Here is a 25,512-nt window from a genome sequence, read left to right as displayed (position 1 = left end):
AGGTTGGCGAAGTGCTTGGCATTGCCGTTTGCGCTAGCCCTTGCCTGTAGTACTGCAATGTCTACAGCTTGTGGCAATGGTCTCGATTCGTACCATTGCCGTTTGCGCTAGCCATGGTCGGTAGTTCTGCAAGGGCTACAGCTTGCGGCAATGCGTTCGATTCCTGCCATTGCCGCTGTCCCTAGCCAGGGCCCGATTGGCGAAGGCAGTAGCCGCATCGCTGAAGGATGCTTACCCGACCGGGCGCGTGAGTTTGTTGCTTGGGTCGATGGCCGGGTCCGGGAATTGGATGCGCCCACCAGGTTGCACGATCTGCGTCACCTGCGCGTTCGCGAATTGTCCATCGGCGTCGTAGAGCGCGGCGGTGCCGATCGCGACTCCGTGTTGGGCGATGCGATCGATCCCGGTCACACCGACCTCGGTGCTCGTGGGGTAGCGCACGAGCGAAAGTGTCGCATCCGCATTAATAAAGTCGAGGCCTTTCGGGCCCCAACCGGTCGCGAGATTGGCGACATCGCAGACATTCGCGGCAACCTCGAAGCCAGTCAGTTCCTCCCCAACCACGGTGGGAACCGGAAACTGCCAGACGGCCTTCCGCGCCCCATTTTGGTGGTCGAAGCCCTGATCGCTCCAGCGGCTTTCCGCCTCCGCCGCAGTCTCGGCCTCACCATCGAGGCGTTCGCTCCAGTAAATACGGCCATCGTCAGTGATGTTCCAGGGACCAGCACTCGGCGTTGAAAACCGCTGGCTCGGTGTCCACGCGTCATTGTCGGATACATCGATTACGACATCCCGCTTGAGCCATAGGCTCCGCGCACGCGCGTAGACGCGGCCATCATGGATGAGTTCGGCATCAACGAGCTTGAGCCGTCGCCCGTCACGAAGCACGGTCGCGCGCGCTGTCACCGGCACTAGCGGCAGCGGCGAATGCAGGTCGAAGGTCGTCTTCGTGGGGATGAAACCGCCTGTCTCACCGCTGCGATCAAGTGCGCTATTCGAGTTGTCTGTCACGTCGACCCGATCCACACCGATTTGCGCAACCACAGCCAGCTCTACCGTCCGCGCCATGAGCGAGGTCATTGCGGGCCCGCGCACCATGGCACCCCAGCCGCTCACCGCATCCGTCGTCGGCGTGAAAATCTCCCCGTCTGGGGTCCGTTCCCGCTCGAAATAGCCGCTCATCTCATCCACACTAATCACCGATCTGTGATCCCGTTGAATTTTCCGATCGCAGGAATACCCATGGGGGGTATATTGGTTACATGGACCGAGGAGGAAAAATCATGACTACCACCACCTATCAGATCACCGGAATGACCTGCGGCCACTGCGAGATGAGCGTGCGCGAGGAACTCGGCGAGATCGACGGGGTGACCTCGGTGATTGCGAGCCACGAAGTGGGCTCGGCTGTCGTTGAATCTGCTGCACCGCTCGACATTGTGGCGGTGCGCGCTGCGATTGAGGAGGCAGGATATGAGCTCGTCGACACCGAGTGACACCAGCGCGAGCAACAGCCGCAACTCGTCGGGGAACACAATCTTCAACGAGCCTGTCCTCAAGACCATCACGCTTGACGTCGAAGGGATGACCTGCGCATCCTGCGCGAATCGCATCGAGCGCAAGCTTAACAAGCTCGACGACGTCGAAGCGAACGTGAACTTCGCGCTCAACCGCGCGAGCATCCGCGTGCCTGCGGGGCAGGATGCGGATGCTGAGATCGAGCGACTGATCGAGACAGTTCGGGCGGCCGGTTACGACGCCACCCCGCACGCTTCACCCCACACGGCTGCCACGGCGACGCTGCCGCATCAGATGGAGGAAGTTGGGGAGACTGCAGCGGGCAGCAAGAAGCAGCGCGGGCTTGAGGGCCGCACAGCGGAAGGTAGTGCTGCCGACAATCACGCCGCGCACGCTCATGCCGACCACGACCACGCCGGGACGCCCGACGAAAATCAACGCGCCGCATCCGCCTACCGCCGCCGCTTTATCTGGTCAGCGATCTTGACGGTCCCGGTCATCCTTCTTTCGATGGTGCCGCAGCTGCAGTTTGTCGGCTGGCAGTGGCTGGTCATGGTGCTGACGCTGCCGGTTGTCACTTGGGGCGCGTGGCCGTTCCACCGCGCGACGCTGAGGAACTTACGCCACGGCGCAACCAGTATGGACACGCTGGTGTCGATCGGCGTCACGGCGGCGACTCTCTGGTCGCTGTACGCGATGTTCTTCGGCCACGCGGGCATGCTTGGGATGACCCACGGCTTCGAGTGGCGGCTCACGCCCGAGTCGGGCACCGGCAATATTTACTTCGAGGTCGCCGCGGGCGTGACGATGTTCCTGCTGCTTGGCCGCTGGCTCGAAGCGCGCGCAAAGCGTCAGGCTGGGTCAGCTCTGCAGGCGCTCCTTGACCTTGGCGCGAAAGACGTCGAGATTCTCGACGGCGACGAGACCCGCCGCATCCCCGTCTCGGAACTCATGGTTGGCCAACGCTTCGTGGTGCGCCCGGGCGAGCGAATCGCGACCGATGGCAGGGTGCTGGAAGGTGCATCCGCCGTCGACACCTCGATGCTGACCGGCGAATCGGTGCCGGTCGAGGTGGGTGTCGGCGACGAGGTGGTTGGCGCGACCGTGAACGAGTCGGGCCGACTGATTGTCGAAGCGACCCGAATTGGCGCGGACACTCAGCTTGCCCGGATGGGTGAGCTCGTCGAAAACGCGCAGAACGGAAAGGCGCAGGCCCAGCGCCTCGCTGACAAGATCTCGGCCGTGTTCGTGCCGATCGTGCTGGTGTTGGCAGTGGTCACGCTGATCGCCTGGCTCATCTTCGGCGGCACCGTCGACATGGCCTTCACCGCCGCGGTTGCGGTGCTGATCATCGCCTGCCCGTGTGCGCTGGGACTCGCCACCCCGACCGCAATCCTCGCCGGAACCGGTCGCGGTGCCCAGCTGGGCATCCTGATCGCAGGTCCCGAAGCGCTCGAGCAGGCGCGCCGGATCGACACCGTCGTGCTCGACAAGACTGGCACGGTGACAAGCGGCGAGATGAGCCTCGCGCGGATTCGTTCGCTGGATGCTTCGGTCGATGAGGATGCTCTGCTCACGCTGGCAGCCTCGGTTGAGGATGCTTCGGAGCACCCACTCGCCCGCGCGATTGTCGCGGCGGCAAGGGATCGCGGCTTGGCACTCGAGCCCGTTGCGGACTTCCGCAATGAAGCTGGCCGCGGTGTTGTCGGAGTGGTGGATGGTGCCGAGGTGCGGGTTGGGCGAGTTGTGTCGCAGCCTCAAGATGGTGCCGGTGCTGTCGAGGTATCGGCATCCGACTCGGTCATCGCCGAGTTCTCGAGCGCGGGACAGACCCCGGTGCTTGTCCGTGTCGACGGCAAGCCGATCGGTGTGATTGCTGTCGCCGACACGATCAAACCGACCTCGGCCGACGCTGTCACACACCTGCGCGAACTCGGGCTCGAACCGGTGCTCCTCACCGGCGACCATGAGCTTGTGGCTAAGGCCGTAGCGGCAGAGGTCGGTATCGACCGGGTGATCGCGGGGGTGCTGCCCGAACAGAAGGCACAGGTGATCGCCAAGCTGCAGTCCGAAGGGCAGAAGGTCGCGATGGTGGGTGACGGGGTGAACGACGCGCCCGCACTTGCGACCGCTGACCTGGGGATCGCGATGGGTGGCGGAACCGATGCCGCGATCGAAGCATCCGACATCACACTCGTGCGCGATGATCTGCAGGCTGCGGTCGACGCGATTCGGCTCTCGCGGGGCTCAAACCGCGTGATCATGCAGAACCTGTTCTGGGCCTTCGCCTATAACGTCGCGGCGATCCCGCTTGCCGCGCTGGGACTGCTCTCGCCGATGATCGCGGGCGTCGCGATGGCGTTCTCGAGCGTCTTCGTGGTGCTGAACTCCCTGCGCCTACTGCGATTCCGGTAGACCCCTACTAGCGCCGCAGCAATTCCTCAAACTGTGCCGAGCTAATCACCGGCGCGAAGAAATTGTTGATCCGGCGGAAGGCGGCGGCTTCGTCGGCGGGGTCGTGCGTGCCGGTCGCGTCCCCAATGATGATCGGCAGTAGGCCGTGGTCGCGCGCAGCACGGGCGTTGCCCTCCACGCACCAGTCGAGGTGGATGCCCGTGAACACGACGACCTCGACCTTTTTGCGGGCGAGGGTACCGGGCAGATCGGTACCGACAAATGCGGTCTGCAGGGCCGTTTCCTTGAGCTGCTTGTCGCTGGGTTCGACGAGCTCGGCTAGTTCGTCAACGAGCGCGTCATCCCAAGCAATTTGCTCCGGGGTTGCGTCGATGTGCCCGGTCCAGTGGTCGTACTGCGCCGCATCGAACACGGTCTGCGGGTACTGATCGCGGAACACCGAGAAGCCGACCCAGTTAAACGAAACAAAATTGCTGGCCTGACGCGCGGCCTTGGCCGAGCGTACAGTCGCCTCGAGGCTGCCGCGGTAAGCGTGCCCCTCCGAGTACTGCACACCACCTGGCTTGTACAGCGAGTTCGACTGGCTCACCGATACGAACGCCGCGGGACGCGAAAGCACCTCACGCAGGTCGAGCGACTGCCACTGCGGGTGCAGTGGAGGAATCACATCGACGTTGCTGGCCGGCAGCTTCGCGATGGTTGCCGCGTCGAGCTCGACTGGCTCAAGTGGGGTGATGCGGGTTTCGAGGGCTACGGTGCTCACGGTTCTCCTCCGATAAGGGACGGACCTGCCCCACCGTATCCACGATCCGCCTTCAGTAATAGGCGAGTGCTCGAACGTGAAGATATGTGACTTTCCGGGCCAGGCCTGATCTGGCTCACCCGCAGCAGGTCGTCTTTGCGAACTACTCGCGGGATGCAGCCTCGGTCAGGCCGTAGGCAGCGGCCCGGGTGAGGATGCGGTGGGCAAAGCCAAGTTGCGGGGCATCATCACCGGTGGCGGGGTTTTCGGGGTCTAGCGTCGCGATCAGCTTGCGAGCGGATTGCACCGCGGCCGGCGTTGGTGCGAAGGCCTGATTGAGCGGCAGCACCTGTGCTTCGTCGATCACGAACTTTCCTTCAAAACCGAAGTCGAGGGCGTTCACCGCTTGGGAACGTAGCGCAGGCTCATCAGTGCCGCGCGCGCCACCGTCGATCGGTCCCGGCAGGCCCACCGCGGCCGAGGCTACCGTGATGCGACTGCGTGCGTGGCCGAGTACGTGATCGGCCACGCTAAACCCGGTGTCTCGCCGAAAGTCGCCCGACCCGAAGCCGAGCCGCAGTACCCCGCCAACCTCAGCAATCGCGTCCACCTGCTGCAGGCCCCGCGCCGACTCGATTAGCGGCACCACCAGCACACCTGGCAGTGTCGCTACCGTGCGGGCAACCTGCTCCGGAGCCTCGGTCTTCGCGAGCACGACGCCGAGGAGCGAACCCGGGTTGTCGAGCGCCGCCAGTTCCTCAACATCGGCGCACCACTGACCACTGCCAAACGCGTTGATCCGCACCCACGCGCGGCGACCGGACGCGAATGCCGCGACCAGAGCATCCCGCGCGGCCTGTTTCTCGGTCGGGGGAACCGCATCCTCCAGATCGATTACCAGCGCATCCGCCGCAGTTGCATCCCACGCTGAGGTGACCGCGGGCCGGCCGGAGCGCATCAGCCACGTGCGCGCGTATTCGGGAGCGATGGCTGCGGTGACGCTGTCCGAGGTTGGGAGGTCGCGGGCGGCGCTGTTCGAGATGGCGTTGTCTGAGCCGACGCTGTCTGAGTTGGTCCTGCCGGCGGCGTTCTCTACCGGGGAAGTGGCGGGCTGAGTCATGGGGCTGTCTGTCTCCGAAACAAGCGGCTAAGTTAGGTTAGGCAAGCCTAACGTATTAGCTCGAAGCTGCGTGCTTCATGAACCTCGGAGAACCATGTCCCAAGACCGCCAGATCCACCTGTCCCTCTTCGCGCTGCCGCACGGGCAGCTCGCTTCCGCCTGGCGGCTTCCAGAAATCCCCGCGCACAGCACCAACGATCTCAGTCAGTACGCCGAGGCCGCGCGCATCATTGAGGACGCAAAGTTCGACGCCTTCTTCATCGCTGACAAGCTTTCGGCGGGCGCGGATGAGAGCTGGCAGTACGGCCCGCCGGTGGATGCGTTCGAACCGTTCTCGCTTGGCGGTGCGCTCGCGGCGCTCACCGACAAGCTCGGAATTATCGCGACCGCCTCGACCACCTTCCAGCACCCCTACCTGATCTCGCGCAGCGTGCTCGCGCTTGATCATCTTTCGAAGGGCCGCTCGGGATGGAATATCGTCACGAGCTATTCGCCCGACACCGTCAAGAACTTCGGCCAGTCGGAGCACCTGCCGCACGATGAGCGCTACGAGATCGCCGAAGAGGCGATTGAAGTCGTTCGCGAGCTTTGCTGCAGCTGGGGTGAGGATGCGGTGGCTTGGGATCGAGAAGCCGGCACCTACACGCAACCCGGGTCGGTGCAGGCGATTGACCATAAGGGTCACTACTTCACGGTGGCTGGCCCGGGGGAGTTCCGGCGTTCGGTGCAGGGTGAGCCGGTGCGGGTGCAAGCGGGATCCTCAGCTCGGGGTGTTGCGTTTGCGGCAAAGCATGCCGAAATCGTGTTTACCGCGCAGACCACACTGGAAGAGGGAGTGAACTTCGCGTCGAAGCTGCGTGCGGAAGTCACCGCGGCAGGACGCGCGCAGGAAGAAGTACTGATTACACCCGGCTTCTCCTACGTGGTCGGCTCGACCGATGAGGAAGCGAAGCGGGCGCACGAGGCCTTCCTCGACACGGTGCAGCCCGAACACATCCTCGGCAGCATCCGCGACGTGGTGCAGATTGACCTGCGGGAGTACCCGCTCGATGGCCCGGTGCCGAAGTTGCCGGACCCGGAATCGGTGCAGGGGCACCAGTCGCGCCTGGGGGTCTACAAGCGAATTGCCGAGACCGAGAACCTCAGCCTGCGGGAATTCGCGAAGCGGGTTGCCGGGCAGCGCGGCCACCACCAGATCGTCGGCTCGCCGGAGCGGCTGGCCGATGAGATGCAGCGCTGGTTCGAATCCGGTGCGGCCGATGGCTTCAACCTGATGCCGTACACGATCCCCGGCCAGCTGCGCGAGTTCGCCGAGCATGTGGTGCCGATCCTGCAAGACCGCGGTCTCTTCCGCCGCGAGTACACCGGCTCCACTCTCCGCGAACACTTCGGGCTGCCCTACCGCGGCTAGTCTGCCAGCTACTTCGCGAGCGACGTAAACCACTCCGGGGCCTGTCCCTGGCCAGCCGCAAAGTACTCGTGCTGGAACAGCGACCCGACCACGAGTTTCGGGAACTGCATCCCACGCGCGAGCAGCTGCGAGAAGCGGTCGGCACCACCACCGGCGGCTTTCATCGCATCCCACTTGGTGTCGAAAGCTTTCTTCGCGGGGATGTCGTACGCGAGGTCCGACTTCGAGACGAACTGCGCCAACTGCTCCTCACTGAACGACACGGTCTTCCGCAAGGTCTTGGCGACGCCTGCGCCCTTGTTGATTAGTTCCTTCGTGAGGGCGGCCTCAACCGTCGGGGCACCCAGCTGCTCGGCAAGCGCGTTACCAATCTCGTGCACCCGCACGTGGGTCGGTTCGTGGACGACACCAATCTTGTCGTAGCTCAGGATGAGGTCGATCTCTTCGTCGGCAAGCAGTTCGCGGATGCGCTCGGTCGCCTCGACCGCCGGCACCTTCGACTCGGCCTCGAGTGCCAGCTCGTACCCGAGGGTCTCGGCGCGCGCCGCCCCGAGCTGCTGCGCGATCGCGGTGGGTGCCTCGCCCGTGAGTGTCACGATCACGACGCGGCGGCCCTCCGCAGTCAGGCGAGCAATCGTGCCGCCGGTAAGCAGCGGAACATCGGCGGTGGCGGCGTGCAGGGCAAGAACGGTAGGCATGGAGTTCCTTCAAGGTGTTCGGTAGTGGATGCGTGCGGCGGTCACGGAGTTCCGGTCATTGAGTAGCCCGCGGGCGTATCGAAATGACGCGAAGTTCAGGCCGTTTCGAGATGCGCGCTGCGGAGCTATTCGGCAACCGGTTGGTTCATGAACCGATCGGTGACCTCGCAGCGGCCCCGAGCATAGCGAGGAAAGACGAACGTTCCTCCGGGCATGGACCGCCTCGAAGCGATACGATTCCGGTCTGCCCCGACACGCATTCGAAGGAACCTGCCCGTGACCCGCGACATCAGCATCCGCCCCGCGACGCCGGCCGACTTCGAGACTGTCGCGAGCATCCTCGCCCGCACCTGGCGGGAGACCTATTCCGGCATCGTTCCGGATGCGCTTGTCGCGGAACGCTCGAACCTCGCATGGCAACTCGACACCTGGCGCGAGCACTTCGCCGACGCGGCGTCGCTCGCGGGAACCTGGCTCGGCTCGCTCGATGGTGAACCGGCCGGAGTCGCGTTGGTCCGTGAAACCTCCGGTGAGGATGCACCGAGGCCGCTTGAACTGAAGCTTTGCTACACGCTCGCGGTTGCGTACGGCAGCGGCCTCGGGCACGCGCTGATCGACGCGGCCATCGCTGACCGACCGGCCTGGTTATGGATGTTCGACGGCAATGACCGGGCGGAGGCGTTTTACCGCAAGCACGGGTTTCAGCGCGAGGAGCCGTGGTTCACGCGCTCGTGGGGCCACCTGTATGACGGTGGGGATTACCGCGATATTCGGTTGGTACGGTAGCCGGGGCGAGGCTCGGGGACTCCACGCGTCCGAGGCTAGGGAATCCTTGGGTTTCGTGCTCGCCGCCGTCGAAGGAACGTATGGGCCGTCACAAGGATGACCCGAGGACTGGAACGCGGGTCACCGGTTTTCCCATTGCCGCCGGATGCAACTTCCTCAGAACTTGCGTCCTTCCCTGCATCCTTCTTATCACCAGGGACTCTGGCCTTGTCGGCACTGTCCTTCTCAGGTGCTTTCTCTGCTTCCCTGGAACCGCAAATATCGCAGTCATCTTTCGCTGCTTCGGCCTCAGCTATTGCCGCGGACGCATCCTTCGCCGCCGCATCCGCCTTCTTCTCTTCAACCTTCGCGACGCTATCGCTCAGCTTCGCAAGCATCGTGTCGAGGAGGCGTGCGGACCAGCCGAACGCGATCGCGATACCGAGAGCGAGGATACTGAAATGCTGCGGGCTCGTTTCGATGCCGAGGCCGTCGGGGAGCCCGAGTTTGGCGCCGAGGGTATCGCTCAGCAACTCTGCCTGGGCCAGCGCCGCAACCGCGTAGAGGCCGATCACCGCTGAGACCGCTCCGAGCAGCGGGGTAATGAACAGCGCCATCCAGCGCGCCCCACCGTCATATTTTTCGGGATCCCCCACGGGCATCAGGTTTCGAATTCGAAAGATGAGTGCGGCGATTGCAGCAAGCGTCATCGGTACGATCCACCCGGTGGCACTAAGCGCACCGACTGCGACAAGCAGTACCAATGCCACAATCGCGAGTTGGTTCTGGACCTTCATCAGATAAACGAAGCGTGGTGAAGGCGAACTGACCGTGACAAGGATCATGGTGGTGAGTCGTCGAATGCGGTCCATACAGGCTGTCGGGTCGAAGCTGCTATCGGCTGCCTTCTTTGCGCATTCGAGCTTCGCGATGAGTTTGCTGAGCGCCTCACGATCCGTCTTTACGGCCTCATTTCCTCGCGTGGTAGCGAGGATATGCGTGGCCTCGGCGAGTAACGCATCGCCGGAGGCTTTGCGGATGCGGTCAAACTGGCGAGCGCGCGCCCTGTCCGACTCATATATGAAATAACCGTCAGAGAAGGGGCTTACGCGGGGATAGTGCTGCGTGTCTTGTTTTGGCTGCGCGTCGCGTTCGTTCTGCGGATCTGGTTCTAGCGGGTACGTGATGTCCGAACTGTAAAGCTGCGCCAGCGGCCGCAAAATCCAGCGATAGCGAACACCGAGCAGTGCCACAGCATAGAGCGCCATGCCCGCGGCGATATAGAGCATCTGCACGGTAAAGGTCGATGACACTAACTTCTCGCCGCCTATCAAGGTGGCCGCGAACATCAGCCCCACCAGGCTCGCGCTCAGAAACACCCACAGCCCCGTCGCCACCAGGGTGAGCACCGCAGAATATCGTGCTCCACCACCGAGCGATAACTGCACCACGTGCACCGCAATAAGCCCGAGCAAAGCAACCCCGAGCGTAATCGTGATGGGATTCGGCGGATTTCCACTCGAAAGCCACCACCACAGATAAGCGCCGAGCGTCAAAAGTGCAGCGATAAGACCAATTGCCCTGCTGACTTGTCCCGAGGATTCCATGATTCACCTCACGGTCACACCACTCCATTGTGTTTCTTCAATGATCAGCGGTTTTGTGCGCTGATTGTGTAGTTGCAGCGCAGGGGTGGAACTAAACTCAAAGAACGCCTGCCCCTGAGGCAATTGCGACAAGGGGGTCGTTATGTCGGAGCAGCCCAACACCAAGGAATTCTCAAAAGAGCGTGCCGCGCACATTCTTGAATTGCGCATCCACGGCATCGCAAATACCCCGCCAGAAACCATGCTGGGCGTGCCTCGTGACGAGATCGTGAGCGTGGCCGGCGATGAGCTCGGCGGATTTTGGACCTATAAGAAGCCCGCCGCATCCCCGACCGCCCCCGAAGCCGGTGACCTGAACACACCGCAGCCGCGCACCGACGAGCCCGGACGCATTCGCACCGAAGCCTATTCCTGGGGCAATATGGTGCGCTCGGGAGGCTCGCTCGGCTCCGCGGTCGTCTCGATTTTCGTGCAGATTGGGTGGCTGCTGACCCTGCCGTTCGCCTTCTGTAATGTGGCCTATTGGACCAGGCGTATCACCCGCAACACCGATGGTGACCGCGAGTGGCTCAGCGGTCCGGGGGCGGTCAGGGATGCGGCGGTTTTGGTGAGCCTGGTGGCTCGCGACGGCACCCTGGCCACGGCCAGCGCGAGTTTCCTCGCGGTGGTGGATGCGGCAATCGCCGCCTCGCTCACGGTCATGATCGCACTCGCGGGCATGGCCATTGTGATGGCGATCGCCAATGCTGCTTCGAGCAAGGAACGTCCGCTGGGACTGCTCTGGAATATCCTCTGCTTCTTCCCGAGGGCTGGCCACCCCTTCGCGCCACCCTGTTACGGGGAGCGCGCGATCCCGGAGTTGAGCACCCGCACCCTCGACTGGCTCGATTCGCCAGAGCATCCGGAAGACCCGGACCGCCCGAATAACCCGAGTGACACGGAGCGCCGAGTGGTGCTTGCCGCGCACTCCATGGGTGGCGTGCTCGCCACCGCCACGCTGTTTGCGGCGCTCGGCCAAGCGGGCGGCAGAGATGAAGCTGACGATGCTCAAGCGAATGCTTCCCAGCTGGAACGATCTGCACCGCCTGACACCCGACCGGATGCACGGGGCCGGCTTGGCCTTGTCACTTTCGGCATCCAGCTGCGCGCCTACTTCTCGCGGATCTTTCCGGATGTCCTTGGTCCGGATGTGCTCGGGGTACCGCCGACTCGGGGGCCACAGCTGTTCTCTGTCGACCCCTGGAACCGGCAGGTGCTGCACGAATTCCACGAGGACCTAGCTGGGCTCAGAATTACTGAACCCCGCTACGGGCCTTCACTTCGTGAAGAGCTCACGTCGGGCGCAAGCTCAGAGCCACAGCCGGCCTGGCGCAGCCTCTGGCGTCGCACCGACTACCTCGGCTTCCCTATCTATAGCTACCGTGACAAAGACAATCCCATCGATCGCGGTGCATCCGAAACTGACCCGAACGGCTACCTGTGGAAGGTTGCAACGCACTCCGGCTACCAGTTCACCCTGCAATATCGCGTCGCCCTCGACGAGGTGATCGAGACGCTCCAGCCCTAACCCGAGCTACCGATCCGACTCGACCGCCACCGGAACTCGTCCCGACTCGGCAGCCGCTTGCAGTGCGCGGTAATCCGCAAAGGACTGCTCCGCATACGCAAACGCCCAATCCACGATCGCCTCGGCGGCGGTATTCGAAGTACCGATATAGCCCACGACCTGCGCTGCGAGCGGGCTCTGCGAGTGCGCCCGCGCGAGTAGGGTCGCGCAGAGAATGCCGTAGTCACGGAAACCTTCGGCGTCCAGTTCCGAGAGTTCCACCGAACCCTTCATGTCGTGAAACTGCCGCACATAGAAATCAGCGTCATCAAAGCGAAGATGTCCGAGGAAAGGATCCGACACAGCCTGCAAGAGCCGCTGCCCATTGATCACGCGAGCGCCCTGGCCACGCTGTACCACCGCATCCACCAACCGCCGCGGCTGCGCAAAGCCGCCGTACTGCACGAGCACCGATTGATTGGCCTGCTTGACCTGCAATACGAGGGTGTCATCGTCGGCGCCCTCGAGGAGTTGCAGCGCGCAGCGGGTGCCGACGCTGCCAACCCCAACCACGCGGCGGATCGTGTCGGTGGGCAGGTACTGCGCCAACACTGAAGCGATATCGAAGGTGACGGTACCGCGGTACTCGGCAAAGAGCTGTTCCACCAGCGGCGCATTGAGATTATCGAGCCGGGTCATCCGCGGCGTCTGCTCGATAAACCGCAACTGGCCCTGCGCATCCCGCTCGGTATTCCGGCGCACCACCCGTTCGGATGTGCGCTTGCGTGCGGAAGCCACTGACCGCTCGAGCACCTTGCGAGTCTGCTTATCGATCTGCGCCGTCATCGCCTCAATATGTGGCTGCACGAAATAGCGTTGCACGGGGCTCTGCTCAACCATCGCCCGCAAGCTGCTTGCGTAGGCCGAGAACGCGGCGAGGGCGAAACGACGGATCTCGGACTGCTCAAAGCCATGGTCTTCGCCACCCACGATCACACTGGTGATGAGCCGCTTGACGTCCCAGTCCCACGGCGCGATCGCGACCTCGTCGAAATCATTAAGGTCGAACACGAGCCGCCGCTCGGGGGAAGCATAGAACCCAAAATTGCTGAGGTGGGCATCCCCACAGCAGAGCACCGGGATGCCCGAATGCGGATCCTGCGCAAGATCGAGCGCCATCAGCCCCGCGGTGCCGCGGAAGAACGCGAATGGGCTCGCGAGCATGCGCCCAAAACGCAGCGGGATGAGGTGCTCGAGCCGCGACCGATTCTGCTCTTCTAAGTGCGCGACCGCGTCACGGCTGGTTGGCGTGCGCTGCGCGAGCGAGGTTCGCGGCGTCTGCTTTCGCAGCGCACGGCCCATCGCAAATTGCTCAGCGCGACTTGCGGGGTGGATGCGGCGGGTCGCGTCAGCTTTTGCGTTCCGGGGTTGCCAATCGTCTGAGCTCGGGGGAGTGCCGTCTGTGGCCGTCATCGCTCAAGTATGAGCGTCCACGCTGTGAGGTGGACTGCTGTGAGGCAGGCCGCCGGCCACACCAGCCGGCTCAAGCATCCGTCGGGGTGAAGTACTCCACGTGATCAATGATTTCGAAGGCAGGTGCGCCGAGGGTCACGTGCGCCCGGTCCGGCCCTGGGGCGACCTGCTGGCGTTTCTTGCGTCCGAACGGCCAGAACCGGGGGCCGATTGTGTTCCCGTTTGTACGTATTTCGACCTTGCCGGAGTCGGTCACCAGGTATTCGGTGCTGCGAGTTTCGGTCCCTTCGCCGTGCTCACCAAACGGCATCACCTCGAGGACCACTTTGGATGCTCCCGCGATGGCCAGCCCGGGCACACCGAGCGTGAGGCCCATGGGGCGCCAGACGTGCACCGAGACGCCGTCTTCGAAGAGCAGAATGAGGTGCTTGCTGAAGGCGTGGACTTCCACGAGCTCGTGATAGTTGTCGACCCTACCGCCGAGGATGTCACCAAAACACGCGAGGGAACCACCGAATGAGCGGGGTCCGAGATCTTCGATCGCGGTTGCGATGCGAGCAGCGCCGTCAAGCCCTCTCCTGCGTGCCATATTTACTTGCCTCCGGTTATGTCAATTCATCGAATCATGACATGTCGAGGATGAGATTTCTCACAGCACTTCACCGACAGATGTCGTTCACAGGGTTGTGAGCTAAGACTGCGAAGGGGCGCCAACCCCCAACACATCGCCAATGAAGAAAGCAGGGAACCCGAAATGACATATCCCGTCCTCCAAGACAAGGTCGTGATCGTCACCGGTGCCGCCATGGGCATGGGTGAAGCCACCGCCAGACTCTTTGCCGAAGCGAAAGCCAAGGTTGTCGTTGCCGACTTCAACGTCGAAAAGGGCCAAGCTGTTGCTGATGACATCCTCGCAAACGGGGGCGAAGCGACCTTCGTGGAAGTGGATATTTCGAAGAGCGAGCAGGTGCAGCAGATGGTGGCCGCCACCGTCGAAAAGTACGGTCGTTTGGATGGCGCGGTGAACAACGCCGCACTCACTCCGGACAATGCCTTGGTCTCGGAATTTGATGAGGATTACTGGGACCGCCTGATGGCGATCGATCTCAAGGGCACGGCGCTGTGCATGAAGTACGAGCTGCAGCAGCTGCTTAAGCAGGGTGAGGGTGGTTCGATTGTGAACATCTCGTCGGTTTCGGGTTTCCGCCCGCAGCCGAACAACATTGCCTACGTCGCGGCCAAGCACGGTGTGGTCGGGATGACCAAGGTTGCGGCGATGGAGAACGGCGAGCACAACATCCGGGTCAACACGGTGGCACCGGGCGCGATCGATACGCCGATGCTCCGCGGGGCGCTGGAGGAGTTCGGCCTCGATGAGGCGAGCTACGCGCCGCAGCTCTCGCTCCTCAACCGCTTCGGGCAGGCCAAGGAAATCGCGGAGGGTAGCCTCTGGCTGATCTCTGACCAGTCCAGCTACGTGACGGGTACGACCCTCCACGTGGACGCGGGTTACGTCGGTCGCTAACAAGCGATTCCTCTATATAACGGATGCTGGGCCTACGCAGTTGCGTGGGCCCAGCATCCGATTCTGAGCGGCTAGTCGGGCACAGGGCCCGGTCGCGCGGGCTACTGGTGGTCGGCTTGCTGGAGTTTCACGACGCCGCGTTTGGCAGGAACCGTGAGCAGCAGCACGAGTCCGAGCGCAAGGGTGATGAGGATGCCCCAAACACCGGCCTTGGGCTGCATGATCCAGGTGATGAATGCGAAGTAGAGCAGGTTCGCGATCCAACCGGCTGCACGCCCCGTGGTCGCGTAGAGACCGAAGATTTCACCCTCGTGTCCGGCTGGCACCGCACGCGAAAGGTAGGAACGTGACGCGGACTGCACCGGGCCCACGAACAGGCACAGGATCAGCCCAACTACCCAGAACACAGATTTCTCGTTCGAAGTGAACATCATCGTGCCGCCCACGATCAGCAGGCAGATGAGGGATGCGATGATCACGGCCTTCGGCCCGAATCGGTCATCGAGATAGCCAGAGATGAGCGTGCCGAAGCCAGCGGCGAGGTTCGCGGCCACCGCGAAGTAGATGACCTCGCTGCTCGTGAAGCCGTAGACCTGGGCAGCGAGCACGGCACCCCAAGCAAAGATCGCGCCGAGCCCGTCGCGGAAGATCGCGCTGGAGAGAAGGAACTGCAGCAGCTTGCGGTCGTGCTTCCAGAGCCAGGTGATTGTCTTCCAAAGTTCGCCATAGGCCTGGAAGAAGCTCACCCGCTTGACCCCAACTTTTGCGTCCGCTTCGGGGACACGACGCAGCAGCGGGATTACGAAGCAAATAAACCAGAGTGCCGAGACCACGACCGCGAGGCGAATGTTGAGCGCATCCCCATCGAGCCCCGAAGCGACGGCGAGGAGGCCACTGCCCGGCGCATCTCCGTTGAAATCCTGCAGGAAGAGTACAAGCAGCACCAGCAGCAGCACGATCGAGCCGATATAACCCAGGCCCCAGCCGGTTCCGGATACGCGACCGACGTTCTGCTTGGTCGACACCTGCGAGAGCATCGCGTTGTAATTGACCTCCGCGAGGTCGGAGAACACCTTGCCTACCGAGAGCAGGGTCGCGCCGAGCACAAGGAATTTCGCCTCGGGGAACACAAAGAACATTGCAAGCATGCAGGCGATCGTCACGCCCGAGAAGAGCGCGAGGTAGAGCTTGCGTTTCTTCGACCCGTCGGCCGAGCGACCGAGCGCCGGAGCAATCACCGCGACGATGATTGCAGCGGCGAGATCGAGCCCACTCATGATCTGCTGCGAGCCCGCCTGGGCGTTAAGATAGGCCGAGTCTTCGGGATTGGCGGTGCCGAGGGCCACGATCTCCGGGTCGATGAAGTAGTCGGATGCGAGATAGGTCGCGAAGACAAAGGTCACCACCACCGCTTGGAACGCGGAGTTCCCCACGTCATAGAGCTGCCAAGCAAAGGCGCGACGGCGCTGCTCCTTCACGGTAATCTGCTCACCGTCCTGCGTGGTCAGCAGGGAGGTCTTCGTCTTTGAATCGCCTGACTCTGGCGTCGTCGAGGTGCTCACAATCCGGATTCTAGGCTGCGCCCACGACATCCGGGTATCGGCTTGGCGTCTACAGCCCGACCGTGTTGCTAATTGACTACCGATGAACGCTCAAGTTGTGATTTCGAGACCTGAGTCTCATACACTCAACTCTCAGCTTTCAAACTTGACACGATTCGGCTCAAGAGTAGACTTGAGTCAGGTTCACTCAAGGTTGCCGAGTGAGAGCTTCTGAGTCTTGGAAGTACATGCTCCCGGCGCCGCCGCACTCACATCACGCAAGTGAGAAACACGGCAGTGCGGAGTGAACCGCAGACCAATATTTACGAAAACCACAAGGAGAACACATGTCCCGTGCCGTTGGTATTGACCTCGGAACCACGAACTCTGTTGTAGCTGTCCTCGAAGGTGGCGAGCCGAAGGTCATCGCCAACGCCGAGGGCATGCGTACGACCCCCTCGGTCGTTGCGTTCGCAAAGGACGGCGAGGTGCTCGTCGGTGAAACCGCCAAGCGCCAGGCCGTTACGAACGTTGACCGCACCATTGCATCGGTAAAGCGCCACATGGGTACCGACTGGACCCAGGGCATCGATGACAAGAAGTACACCGCCCAGGAAATCTCGGCGCGTACCCTCGGCAAGCTCAAGCGCGACGCCGAAACCTACCTCGGTGACAAGGTCACCGACGCGGTCATCACCGTCCCCGCATACTTCAACGACGCTGAGCGTCAGGCGACGAAGGAAGCCGGCGAAATCGCTGGCCTGAACGTCCTCCGTATCATCAACGAGCCGACCGCAGCAGCGCTCGCGTACGGCCTCGACAAGGGTAAGGAAGACGAGCTCATCCTCGTCTTCGACCTCGGTGGTGGTACTTTCGACGTCTCGCTCCTCGAAGTTGGTAAGGACGAAGACTTCTCGACCATCCAGGTGCGCGCCACTGCCGGTGACAACCGCCTCGGTGGTGACGACTGGGACCAGCGCGTTGTTGACTACCTGATCGGCGAATTCAAGAGCCAGACCGGTGTCGACGTCTCGGGTGACAAGATCGCCCTCCAGCGCCTCAAGGAAGCCGCTGAGCAGGCGAAGAAGGAACTGTCGAACTCGACCAGCACCAGCATCCAGCTGCCTTACCTCTCGCTCACGAACGAGGGCCCCGCAAACCTCGACGCGAGCCTGACTCGCGCGAAGTTCGAAGAGCTCACCAAGGACCTCCTCGACCGCACCAAGAAGCCCTTCAACGACGTCATCGCGGAAGCCGGCGTCAAGGTCAGCGACATCGACCACGTCGTCCTCGTCGGTGGCTCGACCCGTATGCCCGCCGTCACCGAGCTCGTCAAGCAGCTGACCGGTGGCAAGGAGCCCAACAAGGGTGTCAACCCGGATGAGGTCGTCGCCGTTGGTGCTGCCCTCCAGGCTGGTGTGCTGAAGGGTGAGCGTAAGGACGTCCTCCTCATCGACGTCACCCCGCTGAGCCTCGGTATCGAGACCAAGGGTGGCATCATGACCAAGCTCATCGAGCGCAACACCGCCATCCCGACCAAGCGTTCGGAGACCTTCACCACGGCTGAAGACAATCAGCCTTCGGTGCAGATCCAGGTCTTCCAGGGTGAGCGTGAGTTCACTCGCGACAACAAGCCGCTGGGTACCTTCGAGCTGACCGGTATCGCACCGGCCCCGCGCGGAATCCCGCAGGTTGAGGTCACCTTCGACATTGACGCGAACGGTATCGTGCACGTCTCGGCGAAGGACAAGGCCACCAACAAGGAGCAGTCGATGACCATTTCGGGTGGCTCGAGCCTCCCGCAGGAAGACATCGACCGCATGGTCAAGGAAGCTGCTGAGCACGAGGCAGAAGACAAGGAACGCCGCGAGGCCGCCGAGCGTCGCAACCTTGCCGAGTCGACCGTCTACCAGGTTGAGAAGATCATCTCGGAGAACGAGGAGAAGCTTCCCGCCGACGTCAAGAACGATGTTCAGGCTGACGTTGACGCACTGAAGACCGCTCTCGCCGGTGATGACGACGAGGCAGTAAAGACCGCGTTCGACAAGCTCAACGAGTCGCAGCAGAAGCTCGGCGAGGCAATCTACGCGCAGCAGGCTGCCGAAGGTGAAGCCCCGCAGGAGCCGACCGCGGCAACGGCTGACGGTGACGACGACATCGTTGACGCCGAGGTTGTTGACGAAGACGACGAAGACAAGAAGTAGGCGGTGACCCAGAACATGGGTAACGAGCAGAACAGCGGGTCCGAAAACCCAGCCCAGCACGAAGAGCCGATCATTCGCGATAAGCGACGGATCGACCCGGAGACCGGGAAGGTTCGTGAGCCGAACCAGGATGCGGCAGGTAACGACGTCGAGGACGCCGTAGCCGACGCGCAGGCTGACGCCGAGCGCGAGACGATCTCGGACGAGGAACTGCAAAACCTCCTCAACGAGGCGATGAACGCATCCACTGCTTCTGATCTGCCCGGCGAGGACGCCGCATCCGCTGTCGAAGAGACCGAGGATGCGCGCCTCGCGCGGGAGCGCCTCGATGACCTGCGCCGGGTACAGGCGGAGTACACCAACTACCGTCGTCGCACCGATCGTGAGAAGGCAGAACTCGGTGAGGTGGCCACGGCCAATGTGGTCACCCAGCTGCTGCCGGTCCTCGACGACCTTGGCCGTGCCGAGGCGGCGGGCGACCTTCCTGAGGGCAGCGCCCTGCAGGTGATCGTCGCGAAGCTCTACGGCACGATCGAGAAGCTCGGCGTGGAATCTTACGGCGAGAAGGGCGAACCCTTCGACCCGGCGATCCACGAGGCAATCGCTCAGCTGCCGAATCCCGAAGTAACCGAACACACCATCGCCGACGTGGTCCAGCTTGGCTACCGCATTGGTGAACGTGAGATTCGTCCCGCCAAGGTCGCGGTGTTTGTCCCGGCCGAATAAGGCGTACCGGATGGGGGTGCTCGCTACTGCGGGTGCCCCCATTTGCACATGACACACACCGAGACTTTGAAAGGAGAAGTGCATGGCGAGCCAAGACTGGTTCGAGAAGGACTTCTATAAAACGCTAGGTGTCGACAAAGACATCAGCGATGCCGAGTTGCGCAAGACATACCGCAAGCTCGCGCGTAAGTATCACCCGGACTCCAACCCGGGTGACAAAGCGGCCGAAGAGAAATTCAAAGAAATCTCCGAAGCCTATGACGTGCTTTCTGACGAAGAAAAGCGCAAAGAGTACGACCAGATTCGCGCCATGGGTGCGGGTGCGCGCTTCTCTGCCGGTCCTGGCGGTCCGGGCGGCGCTGGCAACTTCGAGGACCTCTTCGGGGGACTTTTCGGTCAGGGCGGCTACGGCCAGAGCGGTCGCACCTACACCACCACCTCCGGCGGCGGGTTCGAAGACCTCTTCGGCGGGATGTTCGGTGGCGGTGCCGGGGGACCGGCGGGCTTCCAAGCTGGTCCCCGAAAGGGCAACGACCAGCGCGCATCCACCACCCTCAACTTCATGACCGCGATCAAGGGCGACACGATCGACCTGCAGGCCGGTGACGGCCGAGTCATTACCGTGCGCATCCCCGCGGGCGTGAAGGATGGCCAAAAGATTCGCCTGCGCGGCAAGGGCTCCCCGGGGCCCCAGGGTGGCGAGCCCGGCGACCTCATCCTCGAGGTGTCCGTGCGACCGCACCCGGTGTTCGAGCGCGACGGTGACAATATCGTCGTGAAGGTGCCGATTACCTTTGCGGAAGCCGTGCGTGGCGCGACGATCGAGGTGCCGACCATTGACGGCAAGACTGTCAAGGTGCGCGTCCCCGAATTCTCGCAAACGGGCAAGAAGCTGCGCGTGAAGGGTCGCGGTGTGAAGACCAAGTCGAAGACCGGTGACATGGTCGTCGAGCTCGGTGTGATCGTGCCGAACCGACTCACGAGCGAGCAAGAAAAGGCGCTCGACGCCTTCATCGATGCTTCGCCCGAAGACAATCCACGCGATGACCTGCTTCGCGAAGCTCGCAATTAAACTCTCGTATAACTGCTCACCAGAAAGGAGGCAGCGATGACCATCCCACCGACGCCAAATCTTGATGAGGATGCCCCGGTATTCTCGATCGCCATCGCTGCCGAACTGGCGCAAATGCATCCGCAAACACTGCGGCAATACGACCGGATGGGGCTCGTGGTGCCCGAACGCACCTCGGGTCGCGTCCGGCGGTATTCGCTCGTGGACATCGCGAAGCTGCGCGAGATTAGCGAGCTTTCAGAAGCGGGCGTGAGCCTCGAGGGCATTCTGCGGATCGTTGAGTTGCGCGAAGAAGTTCGCGGCCTTCGTAAGCGGATGCGAGAACTCGAGCATGAGCTTGCCGAGGAACGTCTCGAGCGCCAGCGGGTCTTCGCGGCCGGGCACGGCGAGATCGTCGCGATCGCGCGCGGTCATCGGGTGCGGGCTCGCAGCGAGGTCGTGCTGTGGAACCCTCGGGCTGCCGCGCGCTACGCGGCCGAGCAGGATGAGGACGAGGACTAAACGACGCATCCGGTCGGGAAGTCTGAATGTGGACTTCGCTGGAATGTGGAAAGCTAGCCCGGGCTCGTTTGAGTCCAGTTACTTAAGGCTTGAAACTTGAGGCCTGAAATCTTTAGCCCGCAGCATTGAGCCCTGCAGCAGCACGTTATTGAGGAGACCGCTAGGTGACGACCGAGCACGAGGACGCCGCGCCGCCCACCAAATCTAAGGCACCACAGGTCACGCGCGTGATCGCGAGCGTTGCGCTCCTCGCCGCGACCGCCGCGGGTATTGGCATCGCATCCGGCTGGGGTTCGCCCAGCGAACCGCTCAGCATCGCGCCGCCCACGGCCAATAGTTCGCACGGTTTGACGCTCACCGTGACGCCTTCTTTCACGTCCGCTGATGGGGACTCAACCGACCTTGGAGCCAACCCAACGGGGGATGAAGCGACCGCATCCGCCGAGAGCACCACTGGTGCCCCGACCGACCCCGGTAACACCGAGGCGACGCCGCAGTACGACATCACCACCGCATCCAGCATCACCGTGCTGGTCAACAAGCAGGTGCCGCTCGACCCGGCCGACTATGCGCCGGATGACCTCGTCTACATGAACGAGATCGGGGTCTCTTCGATCAACGAGCACGCGCTGCGACACGATGCGGCGTTCGCGGTGAAGGAAATGTTCGCGGCGGCAGCCGAAGCTGGACACGTGCTCGACATGACCAGCGGCTATCGCGATTATGACCTGCAAACGCACCTTTACGACGGCTACGTCGAGGAGCAGGGGCAGGAAGCGGCCGACTCCACGAGCGCTCGCCCCGGTTATAGCGAGCACCAAACTGGGCTCGCTGCCGATATCTCGGCTCCCGACTCCGACCCGTTCTGCATCTTGGACGGGTGCTTCGGTGACACGCTCGCCGGTCAGTGGCTTGCCGAAAATGCCTGGCAGTACGGTTTCATCCTGCGCTTCCCCGAGGGGGAGACCGCAGTGACCGGTTACGAGTATGAGCCCTGGCACTACCGCTTTATCGGGGTGGATGCGGCGGCCGACTTCCACGAGTCCGGTGCGGCGACCTATGAGGAATTCCTCGGCGCAGATGCGGCGCCGGACTACGACTAGCGGACGCGGCGTCCGCCCCTAAGCGGATCTTTCGACGTTCGCGCGACGCTTGTCGGTGGCTCGGGCCACAATGGGGATATGTCTGCCCAGCATCTTGCCCGCGCGCGTTTGACCACGGCCCGACGCACTCCACTTGTCGGCGCTGTGCTGCTGTGCGCCCTCATGGTGCTCGTGCTGCTCTTTGTCGGGCCGCGGCCGGCACAGGCGAATGTGGACAACTTCGACTTCGCGAGCTGGCGCACTGAAATTGACGTGACGGTGGAGCGGGGCCCGCTGGGCGGCGAAGTGGTGCGTTCTGCCTTCACTGAGACGATCACCGCGCGATTCCCGCAGGAGGATCAGAACCGGGGTCTCGTGCGTGGCATTCCCGTAAAAATGAGTTCGCAAACAATGCGGTTCGAGAATCTCTCGGTCACCGATGGAGCGGGGAACCCGGTACCGTTCAGTACCTCGCAAAAGCACGGCGCCGAGGACGTGCTGATCGCAATCGGCGATGACAATTTTGTACACGGTGAAACCACCTATGTCATTCGGTATGACCTGGTCAATACGCTGCGCGATCTCCACTACACCGACGGCCTGCAGTACGCCCCGAACCTTGTGCCGCCCTATCGCAGCCAAGATATTGAAGCGTTTTCGGCGGAAGTGCGGATGCCGAGCGAGCTGTGGTCGAAGGTCAGCCCAATACCTCGCCATCGCGAACCCGATGAAGGCTTCGAAGGGCTCGATGTCCGCTGCTATATGGACGGTTTCGGCGATTCCGAACGACAGTGTGACCTCTCGGTGACAGCCGATGGTGACGTGACGACGATCTCTGTTGCCGAAGAGAACCTCGGGGAAGACGACGTCACGCTCGACATCCAGTTCGAGCAGGATGCGGTGCAGCACGCCGGTGTTTTCGGCGGGCTCAACCTCGGGCAGGTTATTGCCGCGGCGGTATTCCTCGTCTCGCTCATCCTGGCTGGATTGCTGATTTGGTTATGGGTGCGGCGGCGTCGAAATCCCGAAACCGCGGTGGATGTGCCAGTCATCACCCGCTACCGTTCCGAAATTCCCCCGGTGCTCGCGGGACTGCTACTGCGCGAAGGCCGAAAGCCCGACAATAAGAAAACCTTCGCCGCGAGCATCCTGTTCGCCGCGGTTCGCGACGTCGTCACGCTGGAGACTGACTCGAGCGGGAAACGCAACGAAACCACGGTGCGATTAGTCGGCGCTCTGACGAATTTGCCTGCGGAATCCCGCAAATTCTTGCGCAAGGTGCTGCGGATCACGAGCGAAGGTGACCTTCGCACAATCCACAGCTTCGAATACAGCATGGGCCAGCGCTGGGTGTCCTTCCTCGAAGATATCCAGAAGCAGGCTCGCGCGGACGGGTTGATTGGACACTCCGCCGAAATTGCCCGGAGAAACTGGCTCTTCGCCGCGGTGCTGGGCCTGGTAGTGGCGAGTTACGTTTGGGTATTTTTTGCCTGGGCGCACGTCAGCGAAGATCTCATGGCGTTGCCGCTCGTTGGCTTCTTCCTCGCGGCCGCCGCGCTGGTCAGTATCGGTTTTGTGATCCACAGCGCAATCACCGCAACCGGTCTCACCCCGGAAGGCAAGATCCTGCAAGCTGAGCTGCTCGGGCTGCAGGAGTACATCATGCTCGCGGAACAGGATCGGCTCGAAATGCTGCAGGGTGCCGAGACTGCGGAGCGTCGTATAGCTGGTGTTCACGGCGAGACTGCCGGTCGCGGTGGGGCTGGCGCCGTCACGGGTCGCGAAGTGATTGAGGTGTACGAGGGTTTGTTGCCCTATGCCGAACTCTTCGGGCTCACGAAGTCTTGGGCGCAACGACTGCAGGTGCGCTACCGCGAAGAGAACTACTCGCCGAGCTGGATTCCCGACCTCGGCGCGATGGATCTGTCGACCACATTGGACTCGGTACGAAGCACGGCGGCGATCTCCACTCCACCGGACACCTCGAGCTCGGGATACAGCGGTTCTTCCGACTCCTACTCGGGCGGCGGCTCAGCCGGTGGCGGTTTCGGTGGCGGTTCAGTCGGCGGGCGCTAACCGGCAGGGAAGCCGCCGAACCCCCGTCACCGCCACCGGCGCATCCCTTAGCTATACCAAGTCGGGGTCGGGATCTCATTCACCAAGACAAATTTCCCAACCTCGTGCTTCTTATAGGGGAGCGGGTCGTGCAGGCTGTGCGTGCGCAGGTTCCGCCAGTAAATGTCCAAGCCCACCCGATTCGCGCTCGCACGCGCACCGGTGAGTTCAAAGATCTTGTTCGCGATCTCGAGGCCATCCTCGATGATGCGCAGCTTGCCGGCCGCGACTCGCACCGCGACCTCGCCGCGACGACGCTCAGTGAGCTCTTCACGCGGCGCGTGCAGGACCTCGCTGATCTCAAGGTCAATCTGGTCGATGAGCGCCGCATCCGCCCAGAGCTTAGAGGCGAGCTGGCCGTAGCCCTCCAGCACATAAAACTCTTCCGTACCGTGCTGCTTGTCCTCGCCGCCGAAGGGCCACGCGCGCGTGTATTCGCGGGTGTAGGCCGCGGCGCTGGCCAGCGCACCCTCCGCGATTCCGAGATAAATATTGTTGAACACCGCCTGCAGCCCCGGAACATTCAGCGTGTTGTACACCAGCGGCTGGAACTCGCGGTCCACGAAGCCCGCTGCACCGGACCAATCGACCCGCACATCCTTGATCTCGACCGAACCGGACTCGGTCAACCGCTGGCCGAGGTTATCCCAGTCACCGGCAAACACAATGCCGGGCTGCTGGGTCGGCACGATCGCGAAGATATGCGTTTCGGTGCCGTCGAGAACTCCCTCGAGCACCGTGAGGTCGGCAACGCGACCGCCGGTCGAGAATGACTTGTGGCCGTTGTACACGAGCTGGCCAGCTTCTTCGGTGATCTTCAGGTCGCTATCGCGCGGGTTCACGGCGCCGCCGAAGAAGAAATTATTGCTCGTGTAGAGCTCCTCGACCGCCGCGATCTGCGCTTCGGTGCCGACGAGCCGCACCGCCCAAGCCCAAAGGTAGTGGTAGCCGAGCAGCTGTCCGATCGAGCCGTCGGCACGCGAGATGATCCGCACGATTTTGTTCACCACATGCCAAGGCAGTTCTGCTCCGCCGTGTGCGATGGGGCCGAGTACGGTGACGAGCCCGGCGTTCTTCAGCAGTTGCACCTCATTGACAGGTGCCTGATTGGCGCGGTCGCGCTCAAGCGCATCGGCGGCGAGGATGTCCGCGACTTCCAGCGCGCGGGCGAGCCACCCCGCGTGGTCGGTGGGGCGGGAGGCGTGCTGCCAGCGGTCGAGCAGTTGCTCGGGCGCCTGGGTGAGGGTGAGAGTTTCGGTCATGGTGGATGCTCGCTTTCTGCGGCTGCGAACGGCGCGGCACACGGTTGTGCGCGTCGGGATTGGAAGCGGAATTGCTTGCCGAGAAATCTGGCTGTCGAGACGTGCTCAGGTCAACGGGCACCGTGCAACATGACGTCGATTAACGCCGTGTGACGCTGCGAAGTAACTTCGCGTCATGCTTCAACACAA

The 25,512-nt window shown here is 62.7% G+C and carries 21 protein-coding genes; 12 read left to right on the top strand and 9 right to left on the bottom strand.

Going from position 1 to position 25,512, the window contains the following annotated elements; genetic code table 11:
* Positions 1 to 231: 231 nt before the first annotated feature.
* On the bottom strand, positions 232 to 1,182 hold the full coding sequence (locus F8O05_RS02000; RefSeq protein WP_158051060.1) for an acyl-CoA thioesterase domain-containing protein: 951 nt from the start codon (positions 1,180 to 1,182) through the stop codon (positions 232 to 234).
* Positions 1,183 to 1,283: 101 nt separating this feature from the next.
* On the opposite strand from F8O05_RS02000, the gene F8O05_RS01995 reads away from it, so the two are divergent.
* Both F8O05_RS01995 and F8O05_RS01990 read left to right on the top strand, forming a co-directional pair.
* Positions 1,284 to 1,496 (top strand): heavy-metal-associated domain-containing protein, encoded by a 213-nt coding sequence (locus F8O05_RS01995; protein WP_158051059.1) that lies wholly within the window; start codon positions 1,284 to 1,286, stop codon positions 1,494 to 1,496.
* On the top strand, positions 1,474 to 3,933 hold the full coding sequence (locus F8O05_RS01990; protein WP_158051058.1) for a heavy metal translocating P-type ATPase: 2,460 nt from the start codon (positions 1,474 to 1,476) through the stop codon (positions 3,931 to 3,933). The genes F8O05_RS01995 and F8O05_RS01990 overlap by 23 nt, the downstream gene beginning before the upstream one ends.
* Positions 3,934 to 3,940: 7 nt before the next feature.
* Here F8O05_RS01990 and F8O05_RS01985 read toward each other — a convergent pair whose 3' ends face one another.
* Together F8O05_RS01985 and F8O05_RS01980 are read right to left on the bottom strand one after the other, a co-directional pair.
* Entirely contained in the window at positions 3,941 to 4,696 is a 756-nt protein-coding gene (locus F8O05_RS01985) for a cysteine hydrolase (protein WP_158051057.1), read from the bottom strand.
* 142 nt (positions 4,697 to 4,838) lie between these two features.
* Entirely contained in the window at positions 4,839 to 5,795 is a 957-nt protein-coding gene (locus tag F8O05_RS01980) for an HpcH/HpaI aldolase/citrate lyase family protein (protein ID WP_158051056.1), read from the bottom strand.
* Positions 5,796 to 5,889: 94 nt separating this feature from the next.
* Here F8O05_RS01980 and F8O05_RS01975 point away from each other — a divergent pair, with 94 nt between their 5' ends.
* On the top strand, positions 5,890 to 7,206 hold the full coding sequence (locus F8O05_RS01975; protein ID WP_158051055.1) for an LLM class flavin-dependent oxidoreductase: 1,317 nt from the start codon (positions 5,890 to 5,892) through the stop codon (positions 7,204 to 7,206).
* A gap of 8 nt (positions 7,207 to 7,214) precedes the next feature.
* Here the strand turns inward: F8O05_RS01975 and F8O05_RS01970 are convergent, their stop codons facing one another.
* A complete protein-coding gene (locus F8O05_RS01970) occupies positions 7,215 to 7,904 on the bottom strand; it encodes a PIG-L deacetylase family protein (RefSeq protein WP_158051054.1) in 690 nt (229 codons plus the stop codon).
* Between the two features lie 276 nt (positions 7,905 to 8,180).
* Here F8O05_RS01970 and F8O05_RS01965 point away from each other — a divergent pair, with 276 nt between their 5' ends.
* Positions 8,181 to 8,690, top strand: a complete 510-nt coding sequence (locus F8O05_RS01965; protein WP_225735677.1) for a GNAT family N-acetyltransferase — start codon at positions 8,181 to 8,183, stop codon at positions 8,688 to 8,690.
* A gap of 35 nt (positions 8,691 to 8,725) precedes the next feature.
* On the opposite strand, the gene F8O05_RS01960 is transcribed toward F8O05_RS01965, so the two are convergent.
* Positions 8,726 to 10,276, bottom strand: a complete 1,551-nt coding sequence (locus F8O05_RS01960) for a hypothetical protein (RefSeq protein ID WP_158051052.1) — start codon at positions 10,274 to 10,276, stop codon at positions 8,726 to 8,728.
* A gap of 142 nt (positions 10,277 to 10,418) precedes the next feature.
* Between F8O05_RS01960 and F8O05_RS01955 the strand changes: the two genes are divergently transcribed.
* On the top strand, positions 10,419 to 11,843 hold the full coding sequence (locus F8O05_RS01955) for a hypothetical protein (RefSeq protein WP_158051051.1): 1,425 nt from the start codon (positions 10,419 to 10,421) through the stop codon (positions 11,841 to 11,843).
* A gap of 6 nt (positions 11,844 to 11,849) precedes the next feature.
* Here F8O05_RS01955 and F8O05_RS01950 read toward each other — a convergent pair whose 3' ends face one another.
* A complete protein-coding gene (locus F8O05_RS01950) occupies positions 11,850 to 13,295 on the bottom strand; it encodes a DUF2252 domain-containing protein (protein WP_225735676.1) in 1,446 nt (481 codons plus the stop codon).
* A gap of 70 nt (positions 13,296 to 13,365) precedes the next feature.
* Positions 13,366 to 13,884 (bottom strand): hypothetical protein, encoded by a 519-nt coding sequence (locus F8O05_RS01945; RefSeq protein ID WP_158051050.1) that lies wholly within the window; start codon positions 13,882 to 13,884, stop codon positions 13,366 to 13,368.
* 165 nt (positions 13,885 to 14,049) lie between these two features.
* On the opposite strand from F8O05_RS01945, the gene F8O05_RS01940 reads away from it, so the two are divergent.
* Positions 14,050 to 14,820, top strand: a complete 771-nt coding sequence (locus F8O05_RS01940) for an SDR family NAD(P)-dependent oxidoreductase (protein WP_158051049.1) — start codon at positions 14,050 to 14,052, stop codon at positions 14,818 to 14,820.
* Positions 14,821 to 14,921: 101 nt separating this feature from the next.
* Here the strand turns inward: F8O05_RS01940 and F8O05_RS01935 are convergent, their stop codons facing one another.
* The gene (locus F8O05_RS01935) at positions 14,922 to 16,382 is read right to left on the bottom strand and encodes an MFS transporter (RefSeq protein WP_192496986.1); all 1,461 of its coding nucleotides are present in this window, start codon (positions 16,380 to 16,382) and stop codon (positions 14,922 to 14,924) included.
* A 326-nt stretch (positions 16,383 to 16,708) separates the two neighbouring features.
* On the opposite strand from F8O05_RS01935, the gene dnaK reads away from it, so the two are divergent.
* From dnaK to F8O05_RS01905, 6 genes are all read left to right on the top strand, one after another.
* Positions 16,709 to 18,565, top strand: coding sequence for a molecular chaperone DnaK (gene dnaK, locus F8O05_RS01930; protein ID WP_158051047.1), 1,857 nt, complete (start codon positions 16,709 to 16,711; stop codon positions 18,563 to 18,565).
* A 3-nt stretch (positions 18,566 to 18,568) separates the two neighbouring features.
* Positions 18,569 to 19,291 carry a nucleotide exchange factor GrpE gene (locus F8O05_RS01925; RefSeq protein ID WP_225735675.1) on the top strand — a complete coding sequence of 241 codons (723 nt, stop codon included), beginning with the start codon at positions 18,569 to 18,571 and terminating at the stop codon, positions 19,289 to 19,291.
* Positions 19,292 to 19,373: 82 nt separating this feature from the next.
* Positions 19,374 to 20,363: a DnaJ C-terminal domain-containing protein gene (locus tag F8O05_RS01920; protein WP_158051046.1), complete on the top strand. Its 990-nt coding sequence runs from the start codon at positions 19,374 to 19,376 to the stop codon at positions 20,361 to 20,363.
* A 36-nt stretch (positions 20,364 to 20,399) separates the two neighbouring features.
* Positions 20,400 to 20,864 carry a heat shock protein transcriptional repressor HspR gene (locus F8O05_RS01915; protein WP_158051045.1) on the top strand — a complete coding sequence of 155 codons (465 nt, stop codon included), beginning with the start codon at positions 20,400 to 20,402 and terminating at the stop codon, positions 20,862 to 20,864.
* A gap of 164 nt (positions 20,865 to 21,028) precedes the next feature.
* Positions 21,029 to 21,967 (top strand): D-alanyl-D-alanine carboxypeptidase family protein, encoded by a 939-nt coding sequence (locus F8O05_RS01910; RefSeq protein ID WP_158051044.1) that lies wholly within the window; start codon positions 21,029 to 21,031, stop codon positions 21,965 to 21,967.
* A 78-nt stretch (positions 21,968 to 22,045) separates the two neighbouring features.
* Entirely contained in the window at positions 22,046 to 24,022 is a 1,977-nt protein-coding gene (locus F8O05_RS01905) for a DUF2207 family protein (protein ID WP_158051043.1), read from the top strand.
* A 47-nt stretch (positions 24,023 to 24,069) separates the two neighbouring features.
* Here F8O05_RS01905 and F8O05_RS01900 read toward each other — a convergent pair whose 3' ends face one another.
* Positions 24,070 to 25,323: an acyl-CoA dehydrogenase family protein gene (locus F8O05_RS01900; protein WP_158051042.1), complete on the bottom strand. Its 1,254-nt coding sequence runs from the start codon at positions 25,321 to 25,323 to the stop codon at positions 24,070 to 24,072.
* Between the last annotated feature and the right edge of the window lie 189 nt (positions 25,324 to 25,512).

The organism is Gulosibacter chungangensis, from assembly GCF_008831155.1.
Taxonomy (GTDB): domain Bacteria; phylum Actinomycetota; class Actinomycetes; order Actinomycetales; family Microbacteriaceae; genus Gulosibacter; species Gulosibacter chungangensis.
Note: the sequence above shows the minus strand (reverse complement) of the source record. Positions and strands in the feature narration are given on the sequence as shown.